This window comes from Massilia sp. (genome assembly GCF_032106685.1).
GTDB lineage: Bacteria > Pseudomonadota > Gammaproteobacteria > Burkholderiales > Burkholderiaceae_D > Telluria.
In genome coordinates, this window is record NZ_DAMCPG010000002.1 from 215,012 (window position 1) to 229,880 (window position 14,869).

General features: G+C 67.2%; 13 protein-coding genes. All 13 read right to left on the reverse strand.

The window, feature by feature from the left end; all coding sequences use genetic code 11:
• Positions 1–55: 55 nt before the first annotated feature.
• Complete coding sequence (locus RT688_RS02840) at positions 56–799, reverse strand: sel1 repeat family protein (protein ID WP_313703326.1); 744 nt, start codon at positions 797–799, stop codon at positions 56–58.
• A 62-nt stretch (positions 800–861) separates the two neighbouring features.
• Positions 862–2,103, reverse strand: coding sequence for a cystathionine gamma-synthase family protein (locus tag RT688_RS02845; RefSeq protein ID WP_313703327.1), 1,242 nt, complete (start codon positions 2,101–2,103; stop codon positions 862–864).
• 18 nt (positions 2,104–2,121) lie between these two features.
• Positions 2,122–3,645 carry an amidophosphoribosyltransferase gene (gene purF, locus RT688_RS02850; RefSeq protein WP_313703328.1) on the reverse strand — a complete coding sequence of 508 codons (1,524 nt, stop codon included), beginning with the start codon at positions 3,643–3,645 and terminating at the stop codon, positions 2,122–2,124.
• Positions 3,646–3,683: 38 nt separating this feature from the next.
• Positions 3,684–4,172, reverse strand: a complete 489-nt coding sequence (locus RT688_RS02855) for a CvpA family protein (RefSeq protein ID WP_313703329.1) — start codon at positions 4,170–4,172, stop codon at positions 3,684–3,686.
• A 16-nt stretch (positions 4,173–4,188) separates the two neighbouring features.
• Positions 4,189–5,166 carry an SPOR domain-containing protein gene (locus tag RT688_RS02860; RefSeq protein WP_313703330.1) on the reverse strand — a complete coding sequence of 326 codons (978 nt, stop codon included), beginning with the start codon at positions 5,164–5,166 and terminating at the stop codon, positions 4,189–4,191.
• A gap of 10 nt (positions 5,167–5,176) precedes the next feature.
• Positions 5,177–6,475, reverse strand: a complete 1,299-nt coding sequence (gene folC, locus RT688_RS02865) for a bifunctional tetrahydrofolate synthase/dihydrofolate synthase (protein WP_313703331.1) — start codon at positions 6,473–6,475, stop codon at positions 5,177–5,179.
• Positions 6,476–6,577: 102 nt separating this feature from the next.
• The gene (gene accD, locus RT688_RS02870; RefSeq protein ID WP_313703332.1) at positions 6,578–7,450 is read right to left on the reverse strand and encodes an acetyl-CoA carboxylase, carboxyltransferase subunit beta; all 873 of its coding nucleotides are present in this window, start codon (positions 7,448–7,450) and stop codon (positions 6,578–6,580) included.
• A gap of 84 nt (positions 7,451–7,534) precedes the next feature.
• The gene (locus RT688_RS02875) at positions 7,535–7,822 is read right to left on the reverse strand and encodes a hypothetical protein (protein ID WP_313703333.1); all 288 of its coding nucleotides are present in this window, start codon (positions 7,820–7,822) and stop codon (positions 7,535–7,537) included.
• A gap of 146 nt (positions 7,823–7,968) precedes the next feature.
• A complete protein-coding gene (gene trpA / locus RT688_RS02880; protein ID WP_313703334.1) occupies positions 7,969–8,766 on the reverse strand; it encodes a tryptophan synthase subunit alpha in 798 nt (265 codons plus the stop codon).
• 143 nt (positions 8,767–8,909) lie between these two features.
• Positions 8,910–10,169 carry a tryptophan synthase subunit beta gene (gene trpB / locus RT688_RS02885; protein ID WP_313703335.1) on the reverse strand — a complete coding sequence of 420 codons (1,260 nt, stop codon included), beginning with the start codon at positions 10,167–10,169 and terminating at the stop codon, positions 8,910–8,912.
• Positions 10,138–10,845 (reverse strand): phosphoribosylanthranilate isomerase, encoded by a 708-nt coding sequence (locus RT688_RS02890; RefSeq protein ID WP_313703336.1) that lies wholly within the window; start codon positions 10,843–10,845, stop codon positions 10,138–10,140. The genes trpB and RT688_RS02890 overlap by 32 nt, the downstream gene beginning before the upstream one ends.
• 15 nt (positions 10,846–10,860) lie before the next feature.
• Complete coding sequence (truA, locus tag RT688_RS02895) at positions 10,861–11,661, reverse strand: tRNA pseudouridine(38-40) synthase TruA (RefSeq protein ID WP_313703337.1); 801 nt, start codon at positions 11,659–11,661, stop codon at positions 10,861–10,863.
• 8 nt (positions 11,662–11,669) lie between these two features.
• Positions 11,670–14,765 (reverse strand): FimV/HubP family polar landmark protein, encoded by a 3,096-nt coding sequence (locus RT688_RS02900; protein WP_409521872.1) that lies wholly within the window; start codon positions 14,763–14,765, stop codon positions 11,670–11,672.
• Positions 14,766–14,869 lie beyond the last annotated feature (104 nt).

The following is a 14,869-nucleotide window of genomic DNA, read 5'->3' on the forward strand; positions in this document are numbered from 1 at the left end:
GGCCCCACCCTACCGTAAAGGCCGCAAGCGCGGCCTTTTTGCTTTGCCTCCGCGCTTACTTCGTGCGCAGCGACCCGTCCTTCGGCGCCTTGCTCACGATCGCATTGTGCTCCGCGATGTAGGCCTCGGTGGCGCTGCGCCATACCGCGACGTCGGCGAGCACCATCTTGGCGCCGACCTTGGCGTCTTCCGACAGGTTTTCCTGGACCTGGGCCAGGTGGACCTTGGCCTTTTCCATTTCCGCCAGGTTCATCAATTTGGCGACGTCAGGGGGAATCTGCTTTTCGAGCGGCGACGCCGCGTTCAGGTTCTGCACGAAGCCGTTGTAGCAGTCCTGCCATTTGTTGATCGCGTTCGAGACCCGGTCGATCTCCTCGGCCTGCTTCGAGATCGCGGGAATGCGCGGCTTGGGGCAGCGGAACTTGCCGGACCTGAGCTCCTCGCCGTCGTATTTCGACACCCAGTAATCGATGTCGGCGCGGCGCGCCACGCGCTGCTTCATGATGTCGAGCGAGGCTTCGGCCACCTTGTTGCCGGCGGCGGCGGCCTTCTGGAACCACATCGTCGCCTTGGTCTCGTCGACCGTGCCGGCTTCGCCATACCAGTACATCTGGCCCAGCAGCTGCTGGGCCTCGACGTTGCCGGCGTTGGCCAGTTTGGTGTACATCGCCATTGCTTCGGGATACTTCTTCTGCTCGAACAAGGCCTTGGCGTTCTCCAGTTCGCCGGCATGGGCCAGGCCCGCCTGCAGCAGGCCGGCCAGCACCAGGCCCGCAAGTCTCAGCGCATTCTTTTTCATGTGTTCGCGTCGTCAGTGAAATCGATGTGCCGCGCCGCCACCGGCCGCGCGGTCCTTGTAGCTCAGGCGTCCAGCGCCGCCCGGAAGTCTTCCAGCAGGTCCTCGGTATCCTCGATGCCCACCGAGACCCGGATCAGGGACTCGGCGATGCCCATGCTGGCGCGGCGCTCGGGGCCCATCTCGAAGAAGATGGTGTGCGCCACCGGGATCACGAGGGTGCGCGTGTCGCCCAGGTTGCTCGCGGGGATGGCCAGCTTCAGGCGGTTCAGGTAATCGAAGCAGTCGATGCCGTCCTTCAGCTCGAAACTGAGCAGCGAGCCGCCGGCGCGGAACAGCGCGTCCGCGATGGCGTGCTGCGGGTGCGACGCCAGCCCCGGGTAGTGGACGGCGGCGACGCGTTCGTCAAGCTCCAGCATGCGCGCCAGCGCCAGCGCATTGGCGGTGGTGCGTTCCATGCGCAGCGCCAGGGTCTCGGCGCCGACCGCGATGTGGTGCGCCGCCTCCGGTCCGAGCGAGGCGCCGAAGTCGCGCAGGGCCTTGGCGCGCAGCTGGGCCATGCCTTGCGCGGCGGCCGGCTGCTTGCGGAAGTTGGCGGCGATGTTCGGATAGGCGCTCCAGTCGAAGAGACCCGTGTCGGTCAGGGCGCCGCCCAGGGCGATGCCGTGGCCGGCGATCGACTTGGTCAGCGAATTGACGACCAGGCCGGCGCCGACCGCCTTCGGACGGAACAGATTCGGCGTGGTCATGGTGTTGTCGACCACGTAGAGGATGCCGCGCGCGCGGCACAGCGCGCCGATGCGCGCCAGGTCCGCGACCTGGGTGCGCGGATTGGCGATGGTCTCGACGAACACGAAGCGCGTGTTCGGCTGCAGGGCCGCCTCGACGTTGGCGACGTCGGTGGCGTCGACGAAGGACACCTGCACGCCCTGCCCGGCCACCGTCTGCCACAGGCTGTTGGTGTTACCGAACAGGAAGGAAGACGAAACGATGTGGTCGCCCTCGCGCAGCAGCGCCTGGAACAGCGCGCCGATGGCCGCCATGCCGGTGCCGAAGCACAGCGTGGCGACGCCGTCCTCCATCTTCGTGACCTTGTCTTCCAGCGCGGCGACCGTCGGGTTGCCCTGGCGGCCGTAGCGGAAGCCCGGCTCCTTGCCCTGGAACACCGAGGCCAGCTGGCGCGCATCGCCGTAGCCGAAGGCCACCGAGGTGTGGACCGGCTTGTGCAGCGAGCCCTGCTCGATCGTCTTGCGGCGGTCGTTGTGCAGGATGGTGGTGGTGAAACCGTACTGTTTGGTGTCGCTCATGATGCAGTCGTCCCGGCGTTATTCGGCGGCGACCGGGGGATTCAGGTTCAGCTGGGTGCGCACCACGTCGTCCGAGGACTTGCCCGAACTCTTGTGGCGATGGTGCTCGAGCTTGTCCAGGTACTCGGGCGTGACGTCGCCGGTGACGTAGACGCCGTCGAAGCAGGAGGCCTCGAAGGTGGTCAGGGCCGGGTTGACGTCCGAGATCGAGCGCTTCAGCGCCTCGATGTCCTGGTAGACCAGGCGGTCGGCCGTGATTTCCTTGCAGACTTCGTCGACCGTGCGGCCGTAGGCGATCAGTTCGTCGCGGGTCGGCATGTCGATGCCGTAGACGTTCGGGAACAGCACCGGCGGCGCGGCCGAGGCGAAGAACACCTTGCGCGCGCCGGCGTCGCGCGCCATCTGCACGATCTCGCGGCTGGTGGTGCCGCGCACGATCGAGTCGTCGACCAGCAGCACGTTCTTGTCCTTGAACTCGGAGCCGATCGCATTGAGCTTCTGGCGCACCGACTTCTTGCGCATGCCCTGCCCCGGCATGATGAAGGTACGGCCGATGTAGCGGTTCTTGATGAAGCCTTCGCGGTACTCGACGCCCAGCTTCAGCGCCAGCTGGATCGCGGCCGGGCGCGAGGAGTCGGGAATCGGCATGACGACGTCGATTTCCTCGACCGGGATTTCCTTGCGGATCTTATCGGCCAGGTATTCGCCCATCTTCAGGCGGGTGGCGTAGACCGAGGCGCCGTCGATCACGGAGTCCGGACGCGCCAGGTAGACGTACTCGAAGGCGCATGGATTGAGCGACGGGTTTTCGGCGCACTGGCGCGCATGCAGTTGACCGTCTTCGCCGATGAACACCGCTTCGCCCGGTGCGATGTCGCGCACGAAGCGAAAGCCAATGCCTTCCAGCGCCACCGATTCGCTGGCGACCATGTATTCGACGCCGCCCTCGCCCTCGTTCATGCCCAGGCACAGCGGACGGATGCCGAACGGATCGCGGAAGGCCAGCATGCCGTGGCCGGCGATCTGGGCCACGACCGCGTAGGCGCCACGCACGCGACGGTGCACCACGCCGACCGCCTTGAACACGGCTTCGGGAGTGAGCGAGAAGCCGTCGGCGGCTTCCTGGATCTCGTGCGCCAGCACGTTGAGCAGCACTTCCGAGTCGGAATTGGTGTTGATGTGGCGGCGGTCGTTGCGGAACAGCGCTTCCTTCAGTTCGGCCTGGTTGGTCAGGTTGCCGTTGTGGGCCAGGGTGATGCCGAACGGGGCGTTCACGTAGAACGGCTGCGCCTCTTCCTCGCTCGACGAGCCGGCGGTCGGATAGCGGCAGTGGCCGATGCCGGTGTTGCCCTGGAGCGAACGCATGTTACGGGTACGGAACACGTCGCGCACGAGGCCATTCGCCTTGTACATCGAGAACATGCTGCTGTGATTGGTTGCAATCCCCGCCGCGTCCTGGCCGCGGTGCTGCAGAAGCAGCAATGCGTCATACAACAACTGGTTGACGGGAGTTTGCGAGACGACGCCGACGATGCCACACATGGTGTGCTCCTAAGAACAGAATGCTGTTACGGAAAAGTTCAAAACTGTACGTGCTGCGCCAGCGCAGCAGGGAGGAAGGGCTTGACGGTGCGCGCGCCGGTCTCCGCCAGGGGAGACAGCAGCGCGTCCTTCCAGAAATCTTGTTGGGGGATGGAAGTCATCGAACACAATATGACGGCGGCCAGCACGATTACAACGCCGCGCGCCAGGCCGAACAGGCCGCCCAGGCCGCGGTCCGCCAGCGACAGCCCGGACGCCTCGATCACGGCGCCCAGCGCCAGCGACAGCAGGCCCATCAGGATGCGCACGCCGAGGAACAGGGCGACGAAGGCGACCATCAGGCGCAGCGTCTCGCCGGGGATCAGCTCGGGCAGCATCGGCCCCAGTTGCGCGCCGTAGGCGTTGGCCACCACGAAGGCGACGATCCAGCCCAGCAGCGACAGGATCTCCTTCACCAGGCCGCGCATGGTGCTGATGACGACCGAGGAAACCAGCACGAACAATACCAGATAATCGAAAATCGTCACGCCGCCCCGACCACCCTTACACTGGTACCAGGAAGCCGCTGAAGCCCTGGGCGCCGAGCTTGGCGCGCGCCTTCTCGGCCTCTTCGCGGCTGCCGAACGGGCCGACCTGCACCCTGATCAGCTCGCCCGACTTGCGGGTATGGGCGCTGACGCCGGCCGCGCGCAGGCGCGCCTGCAGTTCCTCGACCTTCTCCTGGCTCGCCAGGGCGGCGACCTGCACCACGAAGCGCTGGGCGGCCTCGGGCTTATTGGTCGACTTCTCGGCGGGCTTCTCGGCCGGCTTCGCGGCGCTCTTGCCTTCGAGCAGCGCCAGCGCGCGCGCCGCGTCCTCGTCCTTGGCGCGCGAAGGCAGCGGCTTGTCTTCCACTTTCTTCGGCGCCGGCTTCTCGACGGGCTTCTCGGCCACTTTCGGTTCGGGTTTCTTCGGCTCGGGCTTGTGCTCGGCCGGCTTTGGTTCGGATTTCTTCGGCTCGGGCTTTTTCGGTTCCGGCTTCGGCTCGGATTCGATCCGCACCGGCTCCTTCGGCTCGGCCTTGGCGACCTCGACGGTCTTGACCGGCGGCGGCAGCGCGGCCGGCGCGGCCGGGGCAGGCGGCGCCTCGACGATTTCCTCGCCCTGGTCGACGCTCTCGGCGGCCGGCACCGGGTCGGACGGCACCGGCAACGCCGGCGCCTTGTCCTTGGCGGGAATCTGGATGGCGATGTCGCCGACCAGCGGCCGCGGTTCGGAATCGAGCAGCATCGGCAGGCCGACGGCGGCGGCGAGGGCCAGGGCGATCGCGCCTACCAGGCGGCGGCGCGCGCGCTTCTTCTCCGGCAGCATGGGGTCGCCGCCGCTGCGGCTGCGGCGCGAGGCGGCCGCGGCCTCTCCCGCGTAGGCGGCGCGCTTGGCGCGGGCGCGTTCGGCGAGATTGTCGTCATCGCGGGAAAAACGGCCACTGTCCTGGGCGCTGCTTTCTTGCTTGTTTTTACTAAAGATCGAGAACAAGCCCATGCGTCTTTAATCAGTGAAGAGAGTTTTTTCGGGCCGCCATCACGCCGGCGACGGTATAGAACGAGCCAAAGACCACAATTCTATCATTCTCCCCGGCACGGCTGATGGCATTTGCGAAGGCGGCGGCCGGATCGGGGAAATTTGTAACCGAAAAGTCGCCCTCTTTCGCACCCGCCGGGCGCAGCGCGGCCAGCTGGCGGGCCAAGTCCCCGCCCTTGGCCGAGCGCGGCGACGGCAAATCCGCCACGCACCAGTGGTCGACGTACTGGGCCATCGGCGCGATCACGCCCTCGATGTCCTTGTCCGCCATGATGCCGAACACGGCGTAGGTATAGCGGTGGAAGCCCATGTTGCCCAGGTTCTGGGCCAGCGTGGCCGCCGCGTGCGGATTGTGGGCGACGTCGAGCACCGTGGTCGGGCGGCCCGGCAGCACCTGGAAGCGCCCCGGCAGCTCGACCAGGGCCAGGCCGGTACGCACTTCCTGGGCGCCGGCCGGCAGCTGCAGGCGCAGCGCTTCGAGCGCCGCCAGCGCGGCCGAGGCATTCAATAACTGGTTCGCGCCGCGCAGGGCCGGATAGGCGAGCGCATTGCGGCGCTGGCTGCGTCCGCCATAGCTCCACTGTTGCTGGTCGCCCTGGTAGTTGAAGTCGCGGCCGATCAGCCAGAGGTCGGCGCCGATGTCCTCGGCATGCTTGATCAGCGTGCTTGGTGGCATCGGGTCGCTGCAGATAGCTGGCTTGCCCGGGCGGAAGATACCGGCCTTCTCGAAGCCGATCGCCTCGCGCGTGTCGCCCAGGTAGTCGGCATGGTCGATGTCGATGCTGGTGACGATGGCGACGTCGGCGTCGACCACGTTGACCGCATCCAAGCGCCCGCCCAGGCCCACCTCGAGGATCGCGACATCGACGCCGGCCTTCGAGATCAGGTGCATGATCGCCAGCGTGGTGAACTCGAAATAGGTCAGCGAAATATCGCCGCGCTGCGCCTCGACGACGTTGAAGGCGTCCACCAGCATGGCGTCGCTCGCCATTTCGCCGTTGATGCGGGCGCGCTCGTTGAAGTCGAGGAAGTGCGGCTTGATGTACAGGCCGACACGGTAGCCGGCGTGCAGCAGCACCGACTCGAGCATCGCGCAGGTCGAGCCCTTGCCGTTGGTGCCGGCCACCATGATGACCGGGCAGTCGAAGGCCAGGCCCATGCGTTCCTTGACGGCGCGCACGCGCTCCAGGCCCATGTCGATGTGGGTTTCGGCGTGGCGCGACTCGATCAGCGCCAGCCAGTCGGGCAAGGTGGTGGGGAGGTTTTGCATGGGATCGTCGTCTGAATGAAACTCGGGTGAAACTTGAACGGGGAAGAAAACGGCCGGCAGTCCGCAGGGCGGAGGCCGGCCGTTTCGTGATTCTACAAGGACTTAGGCGATGCTTTCGACCGGTTGACTCTGCAGCAGGGCCAGCAGGCGGGCAATTTCCTCGCGCATCTTGCGGCGGTCGACGATCATGTCGACGGCGCCCTTCTGCACCAGGAACTCGGCGCGCTGGAAGCCTTCCGGCAATTTCTCGCGCACGGTGTTCTCGATGACGCGCGGGCCGGCGAAACCGATCAGGGCCTTCGGCTCGGCGATCACGACGTCGCCCATGAAGGCGAAGGAAGCGGACACGCCACCCATGGTCGGGTCGGTCAGCACGCTAATGAACGGCAGTTTCTTCTCGGACAGCTTGGTCAGCATGGCGGTGGTCTTGGCCATCTGCATCAGCGACAGCAAGCCTTCCTGCATGCGCGCGCCGCCGGTGGCGGTGATGCAGATGAACGGCACCTTCTGCTCGAGCGCGATCTGGGCGCCGCGCGCGAAGCGCTCGCCGACGACCGAGCCCATCGAGCCGCCCATGAATTCGAATTCGAAGCAGGCGACGACGACCGGCAGGCTCATGATCGAGCCGCCCTGCACCACCAGCGCGTCGGTTTCGCCGGTGGCTTCCATCGCGGCCTTCAGGCGGTCCGGGTATTTCTTGCTGTCTTTAAACTTGAGGGTGTCGACCGGCAGGGCTTCCTGGCCGATGTCGTAGCGGCCTTCCGCGTCGAGCAGCCCGTCGAGGCGCTCGCGGGCACGGATGCGCATGTGGTGGTCGCACTTCGGGCACACGTGCAGGTTCGACTCGAGGTCGGCGCGGTACAGGACCGCTTCGCACGACGGGCACTTGACCCACAGGCCCTCGGGCATGGTCTTGCGGTTGGCAGCATCGGAGCGCTGGATTCGGGGGGGCAGCAGTTTTTCCAACCAACTCATGTTCTCTCCTTTGCGGCAATTCTTGGGTTGGCGCGTAGTGTAGCCGCAAGCGCCGGGCTTGTCGACCGCTTGAATTTCCGACAATTAGTCCTTGGCGAAGTTCTTCCCGGCTTCGGCCGTGGTGAATTCGAAGCCGCCGATGCGCGCCGCAATGAGGTTATACACCCATGCGCCAAGAAGGGTGAACACGAAGCCGAACAGGGTATAGAGCAGCGGCATCAACAACGCCGCCATCAGCGACACCCCGGCGCCCTGCGTGAGGAGCGCGGGAATGGTCATGAACAAGGTGAGCGGGATCGAAATGACCAGATACAGCGCTGCCATCACCTTGGCGTTTTGCAGAATGGATACACTGACTACTTGCTTCTTCATGGAATGCCTCGTCCGTACAAACATTGAGTTTGGTTAATGTACCGTACTCGATAGCAACTTGACAAGAGGAAGATCGGCCAAGCTTCCTGGCTGCGCGATGAGGTAGGGTGGGCACTCCGTGCCCACCCTACGCTGCAATTCTTGCTCTATTCGTCCAGGGCAGTACGAATACCGTTCACGAAGTCGCGCACCGCCGGCACGGCGGCCTCGGACCCGGCGTTCTCGATTTCCTGGATGATGCGGCTGCCGATGACGACGGCGTCCGCCACCGAGGCGACCGCCTTCGCCGTCTGGCCGTCGCGGATGCCGAAGCCGACGCCGATCGGCAGGCGCACGTGTTCGCGGATCGCGGCCACGCGGCGCGCCACGTCCTCGGTGTCGATGCTGCCGGCGCCGGTCACGCCCTTGAGCGAGACGTAGTAGCTGAAGCCGCTGCCGTAGCGCGCCACCTGCTGGATGCGCTCGGCCGTGGAGGTCGGCGCCAGCAGGAAGATCAGGTCGAGGTCGCTGGCGCGCATGGCGTCGGCAAAGGCTTCGCACTCTTCCGGCGGGTAGTCGACGACGATGGCGCCGTCCGCGCCGGCATCCTTGGCGCAGCGGATGAATTCCTCGGGACCGATGCGCTCGATCGGGTTGGCGTAGCCCATCAGGACCACCGGCGTCGTGGCGTTCGTCTTGCGGAATTCGCGCACGAAACCGAAGACATCGCGCAGGCCGACGCCGAATTGGAGGGCGCGCTCGCAGGCGCGCTGGATGACCGGGCCTTCGGCCATCGGGTCGGAGAAGGGAACGCCGAGTTCCAGGACGTCGGCGCCGCCCTCGACCAGGGCGTGCATCAGCGGCACGGTGAGGTCGGGGCCGGGGTCGCCGGCGGTGATGAAGGTGACGAGGCCGGTCTTGTTCTGTTCGCGCAGGGCGGCGAAGGTGGATTCGATGCGGGACATGGTGTGTTCTCTATCTTGGTGATCGGTAGCGGTGGCGGTTTGCATCGGTCCGTCGAACGCGTGGGCGGGAGACCCGCCCACCCTACGTTCCTTCGTTCAGCCGTAGGGTGGACGGCTTCGCCGTCCACGCGTTCAACGATGGATCAGCTGAAATCCAGCCCCATCCTTTGCGCGACCGTGTGCATGTCCTTGTCGCCACGGCCCGACAGGTTGACCAGGATGATCTCGTCCTTCGCCAGCGTCGGCGCCAGCTTCACCGCGTAGGCGATCGCGTGCGAGGACTCCAGCGCCGGGATGATGCCTTCGATGCGGCAGCAGTCGTGGAAGGCGGCCAGCGCCTCGTCGTCCGTGATCGAGACGTACTGCGCGCGCGCCGTGTCCTTCAGCCAGGCGTGCTCGGGACCGACGCCCGGATAGTCCAGGCCAGCCGAGACCGAGTGGGTCTCGATGATCTGGCCGTTCGCATCCTGCAGCAGGTAGGTGCGGTTGCCGTGCAGGACGCCCGGGAAGCCGGCCGACAGCGAGGCCGCGTGCTTGCCGGTCTCCAGCCCCTCGCCCGCCGGTTCGACGCCGACCAGCTTGACGCCCGGCTCGTCGATGTAGGGATAGAAGATGCCCATCGCATTCGAGCCGCCGCCGACGCAGGCCAGCACGTAGTCGGGCTGGCGGCCGGTCATGGCCGGCATCTGCACGCGGCATTCCTCGCCGATCACCGACTGGAAGTCGCGCACCATCATCGGGTACGGGTGGGGACCGGCCACCGTGCCGATGATGTAGAAGGTGTTCTCGATGTTGGTGACCCAGTCGCGCATCGCTTCGTTGAGCGCGTCCTTGAGGGTCTTGCTGCCCGACTCGACCGGCACCACGGTCGCGCCCAGCAGCTTCATGCGGTAGACGTTCTGGGCCTGGCGCTTGACGTCCTCGCTGCCCATGTAGACCACGCATTCCATGCCGAAGCGGGCGCAGATGGTGGCGGTGGCCACACCGTGCTGGCCGGCGCCGGTCTCGGCGATGATGCGCTTCTTGCCCATGCGCCGCGCCAGCAGGGCCTGGCCGATCACGTTGTTGATCTTGTGGGCGCCGGTGTGGTTCAGGTCTTCGCGCTTGAAGTAGATCTGGGCGCCGCCGGCCAGTTCGGACCAGCGCTTCGCGTGATACACGGGCGACGGGCGGCCCACGAAGTGCGCCAGCTCGTAGCGGAACTCCTCGAGGAATTCCGGGTCGGCCGAGAAACGGGCATAGGCCTCGTTCAGCTCGGCCAGTGCGTGCGACAGCGTCTCGGCGACGAAGCTGCCGCCATAGGGGCCGAAATGGCCGCGCGCGTCGGGCAGTTGGTAGTCGGGGGTCTGGAACAATGCGGCGGCGCCGCCCTCAGTTCCTCGGGTCAGGTTGTTGTCTTTCATGATCGTGCTCGCTTTCGATGATGGCATCGGCTGCCCGCACCGCGGCAATGAAGGCCGCGATCTTGCGGGCGTCCTTGATCCCCTTGCTCGCCTCGACACCACTGCTGATGTCGACGGCGTAGGGGCGTACGCTTGCCACCGCCTCAGTCGCGTTCTGCACGCTCAACCCACCACTCAAAACGACCCGAGGCGCGAGCTCTTTTGGGATAAGAGACCAATCGAAGACCTTTCCTGCACCGCCGTAGGCGTCCACGTAAGCGTCGAGCAACAGGCTCGAGAACCAGGGACTGGCGGCGCGGTATGCGAGTTCGCATTCTAGCAGCTGATTAGGCGTCGTGTCCGGCTTGACGCGGTAGGCCCGCACGAAAGGACGCTTCACCGCATCCGCGATCGCCGCGCACTGTTCAAACGTTTCGTCGCCATGGAACTGCAGCAGCGCGACCGGGGCCGCCTCCACCACCGCCCTCGCCTCCTCGAGCGCCGGGTTGACGAACAGGGCGGTCGAGCTGACGTAGGGCGGCAGCGCGCGCCCCAGTGCGGCAAAGGTGTCGAGGCTCACGTAGCGCGGGCTCTTCGGGTAGAACACGAAGCCGAGCGCATCGGCGCCGGCGGCGACCGCGGCATGCAGGTCCTGTTCGCGGGTGATGCCGCAGATTTTGACACGGGTACGATTCATGAAAAACCTACAAACTTACAGCCAGGGCAGTGGCGAGAGCGCCTCCTGCGGCAGCCCCCACTTCGGATCGTAATCGATTTTCGCGAAGTACAGGCCGTCCGGCATGAAGGTGGGCGCGGCGGCGTCGCGGTCGCGCGCGGCCAGCACCTCGGCCATCCAGTCGGGCTCGTTGCGGCCGGTGCCGACGTAGATCAGCGCCCCGACGATGTTGCGCACCATATGGTGCAGGAAAGCGCTGGCGCGCACGGTGAAGACGATGATGTCGCCGCGCCGCTCGATCGCGATTTCCTGCATGTCCTTCACCGGCGTATTCGCCTGGCAGCCGGAGGCCCTGAACGATGAAAAATCGTGCAGGCCGATCAGGTGGCGCGCGGCGGCGCGCATGCGCTCGACGTCGAGCGGACGGAACACCCAGCCGGCGCGTCCGGCCAGCAGCGCCGAGGGATTCGGGTTGTTGTACAGGACGTAGTGATAGGTGCGCGCACGGGCCGAGAAGCGGGCGTGGAACTGATTGCCCTCGCCGTCGGGCGGCACCTCGGCTGCCCAGCGCACCGAGACCGAATCGGGCAGGAAGGTATTCGTGCCACGCACCCAGCTCTGCATCGAGCGGTCCAGTTCGGTGTCGAAGTGGACCACCTGCTCGACCGCGTGGACGCCGGCGTCGGTGCGGCCGGCGCAGGTCGTGTGCAGCGGCGTGCAGGCGAACTTCGCGAGTGCGATCTCGAGGGCGTCCTGCACGGTGTCGCGGGTCGGCTGTTTCTGATACCCATTCCAGCCGGTGCCGACGTACTGGAGTCCGAGTGCGATGCGCCTCACGCTAGGCATCAAACCAGCTTCGCGCGCATGGCGCTGGCACGGCTGGCCTGCTCGCCGCTGCCGCCCTTGATGACTTCATCGAGCAGCTCGCGCGCGCCCTCCTTGTCGCCGATCTCCTGGTAGGCAATCGCCAGGTCGAGCTTGGTCTCCATCTCCATCTGGGCCGGGCTCAACTCGTTCGAGATGCCCTGCTCCTGCGGCGCGGCCTGGACCGCCTGCTCGACCTCGCCCGCCGGCAGGTCGAGGTCGAAGCCAGACATGTCGAAGCGCGGCACCGGCGTGCCCGGGTTCGGGATGGCCGGCACGTCCGGCAGCGCGAACGGATCGTCCTGCGGCGCGGCGGGCGCGGCCGGCTGGCCGAAGTCCATCGTGTCGAGGTCGAACAGCGGGTCCCTGGCATGCCCCTGGGTCGCCGTGTCGGCAACGGAAGGGGCCGCGGTCTCGCCTCCGGTGGCGAAGTCGAGGTCGGTCGAGAAGTCGAAGTCCTGCTTCGGCGCGGCCGGGGTCGCCGGCGGCGCCAAGGTGTCGTCGGCCAGGCTGAAGTCCATGGCGTCGAGGTCGAACAGCGGGTCCTTGAGCTCGGCCGCCTGCGGGGTCTGCGGCACTTCCGGCAGCGGCGGCAGTTCGAATTCCTTGGCCAGCTGGGCCATGTCGATGTCGGTCGACGGGCCGCTGCTCGACAGGTCGAGGACGAAGCCGTCGTCGTCGTCCTGCGGGGTCGCGGCGGCGGCTGCCTGTTGCGGGGCCGCCGGCGCGTCGAAGTGCATGTCGAAGGCCAGGTCGTCGAGGCTGGTGACCGGAACGTCCGGGGCCGTGGCCGCCGGCGCCGGTTCGAGCGGCGCGAACGGCTCCATGTCGAACTGCAGATCGGGTACGGCGGTGGCGTCGGTCGGTGCGGCCGCGGCCGGCTCGGCGACCGGGACCGGCTCGAAGCTCAGGCCGCCCAGATCGAAGTCGAGCAGATTGTCGTCCGCCTTCGCTTGCGCCTGCGGCAGCGCGGTGGCGTCCGTGCCCAGGCCCAGGCTGTCGATGTTGAACGTGGTGTCGAGCGGCGCGCCGGTGACGGCGTCGACCGTTGCAGCCGGCTCGACGATCTCGGTGTTGTCGCCGCGGTTGCGGAAGGCCTGCTCGAGCTGCTGCGAGAGCAGGGTCTGCGGATTCGCCTCGGGCGCCGCCGCGGCCGCGGCGATGCCGGCGCCGGCGGCCAGCGCTGCGCCGGCAGCCGCGCCGCCAGCCACCGCGCCGGCGGCGTACATCGGGTTGGCCGGATCGAGCGCGCGGCCCATGCTGGCCGCCTGCACCCATTCGTCACCCTTGCCGCCGGTCAGGCTGTACAGCTCGGTCGCCTGGGTTTCGAAGGCGCGCACGTCCTTGCGCGCGGCGTAGATTTCGAGCAGCTTGAGGCGCACCGGATGGCGGTGCGAATCGTTGCGCAGGGCTTCCTTGAGGATGTCCTCGGCCTGGGTGTCGAAGTTATAGGCCAGGTAGAGTTCCGCCTCGGCCAGCGGATCGACCTCGTTGGTGTCGAGCTGGCTCGCCGACGGCGCGAAGCTGGAGTTGAACACGCTGTCGTTGGTGTCGACGCTCTGGCCGCCGGTCTCGGCGAACATCGCCTGGCCCGGGGCCGGCTGGGCGGCGGCGCCCAGGATGCTCGGCTCGGCCGCGGCCACCTTCGGCGCGGCCTGCTTACGGCGGCGCTGCGACAGGCCGAGCGCGGCCAGCAGCAGCACGGCCGCGCCGGCGCCGATGTAGACGACGTTGTCCATCAGCGTGTCGAGCAGCGACTTCTCCTGCGGCGCGGGCTTGGCCTTCGGCTTGATCTTCGGCGCCGGCTTGGCGGCTTCCTCGGTCGCGGCCGGCGTTTGCGCCGGCTGGATCGGCTTCATGCCCTCGGCTGCGCGCCCGGTGGCGGCGGCGCCGGCGCCGCTCTTCACCGTGATCAGCTCTTCGAGCTGGTTGACGTTCTTTTCCAGTTCCTTGACGCGCTGCTGGGCGTCGGCCAGTTCCTTTTCCTTGGCGATCGTGTCTTCGGCGCTGGTGGTTGCACCAGCTTTATCGCCGCCGGCCGCGGCCGGCGCCGGCAAGGCCTTCGACAGGCGCAGCTGGTCCTGCGATTCGTTGGCGGCGGTCGGGCGCTCCTCGACCTTGGCCGTGATGCGTCCGGTCGCTCTCTGGCCGGCCGGGGTCTCGCGCGCCGGCGTGCTGGTGGCGACCTGCCCGGCCAGCTTGGCGCGGTAGGCGTTGAAGTCGGCCGCATGGGCGACGACGGTGCCGTGGGCTTCGCCGCCGTCGATGTCGCGCAGCGCATCGCCGGCGGGCACCGACAGGATCTGGCCCGACTTCAGGCGGTTCATGTTGTTGCCGATGAAGGCGTCCGGGTTGGCGCGGTACAGGGCGACCAGCATCATGTCGAGCGAGACGTCGACCGGCTTGACGCGGGTGGCGATGCCGCTGAGCGTATCGCCCGACCTGACACGGTAGCGCGAGGCGGCGGCCGGCGCGCGCGGCGCGGCATTCTCGGTGGCGGCGGTCTCGTCGGCGCGGGCGCCGCGCTGCGGACGGGCCGGGGCTGGCTGGGCCGGCGCCTCGGCTGCCGGCGCCGGCGCGGCTGCGCGCGGGCGCTGTGCAGCAGCGGCGGCGGCAGACCCGGCGGCGACCTGGGCCGGCTGCGGCGCGCGCAGTTCGGCCGGGTCCAGCAAGAAGGTGTATTCGCGCACCAGGCGGCCGTTGTCCCAGGCCAGTTCCAGCAGCAGGTCGACGAAGGGTTCGTTCAGCGGCTGGGTCGAGCTGATGCGGACGAACTGGCGTCCCGCGCGCTGCTCGACGTTAAAGCGCAGCGACAGCAGCGCCGGATTGAATTCGATGTTGGCCGCGCGATAGGCCTCCGCCGGCGCCAGCCTGGCGACCAGGCCCTTCGCCTCGTCGTTCGACACCGCCGTCAGCTCGATCTCGGCGCGCAGCGGCTGGCCGAGGGCGGACAGCACGGTCAGCTTTCCCAATCCCGCTGCAGACGCCGCCGAGGACAGCAGCACTGCACTGGCGACCGCGGCGGTGAGTGTTTTCAACGCGGACGACATGATCTGAGGGCGGCGGTTCAATGGCATAGTTGAGAGCGGAAATGGTTAGCTGCGGAAAGGACGGTTTCCCGGAAGTCTCAACATATCATCATGCACTGTGGCATGCAAGCGCCACGGGGCGTAGCGAGGTC

Bases quoted from the DNA above. Each gene is read 5' to 3' on its own strand.
- trpB (WP_313703335.1), bottom strand. From the start codon at position 10,169: ATGAAAGACAACAACCTGACCCGAGGAACTGAGGGCGGCGCCGCCGCA.
- RT688_RS02890 (WP_313703336.1), bottom strand. From the start codon at position 10,845: ATGAATCGTACCCGTGTCAAAATCTGCGGCATCACCCGCGAACAGGAC.
- RT688_RS02900 (WP_409521872.1), bottom strand. From the start codon at position 14,765: ATGCCATTGAACCGCCGCCCTCAGATCATGTCGTCCGCGTTGAAAACA.
- RT688_RS02845 (WP_313703327.1), bottom strand. From the start codon at position 2,103: ATGAGCGACACCAAACAGTACGGTTTCACCACCACCATCCTGCACAAC.
- RT688_RS02840 (WP_313703326.1), bottom strand. From the start codon at position 799: ATGAAAAAGAATGCGCTGAGACTTGCGGGCCTGGTGCTGGCCGGCCTG.
- RT688_RS02875 (WP_313703333.1), bottom strand. From the start codon at position 7,822: ATGAAGAAGCAAGTAGTCAGTGTATCCATTCTGCAAAACGCCAAGGTG.
- folC (WP_313703331.1), bottom strand. From the start codon at position 6,475: ATGCAAAACCTCCCCACCACCTTGCCCGACTGGCTGGCGCTGATCGAG.
- purF (WP_313703328.1), bottom strand. From the start codon at position 3,645: ATGTGTGGCATCGTCGGCGTCGTCTCGCAAACTCCCGTCAACCAGTTG.
- accD (WP_313703332.1), bottom strand. From the start codon at position 7,450: ATGAGTTGGTTGGAAAAACTGCTGCCCCCCCGAATCCAGCGCTCCGAT.
- trpA (WP_313703334.1), bottom strand. From the start codon at position 8,766: ATGTCCCGCATCGAATCCACCTTCGCCGCCCTGCGCGAACAGAACAAG.
- RT688_RS02860 (WP_313703330.1), bottom strand. From the start codon at position 5,166: ATGGGCTTGTTCTCGATCTTTAGTAAAAACAAGCAAGAAAGCAGCGCC.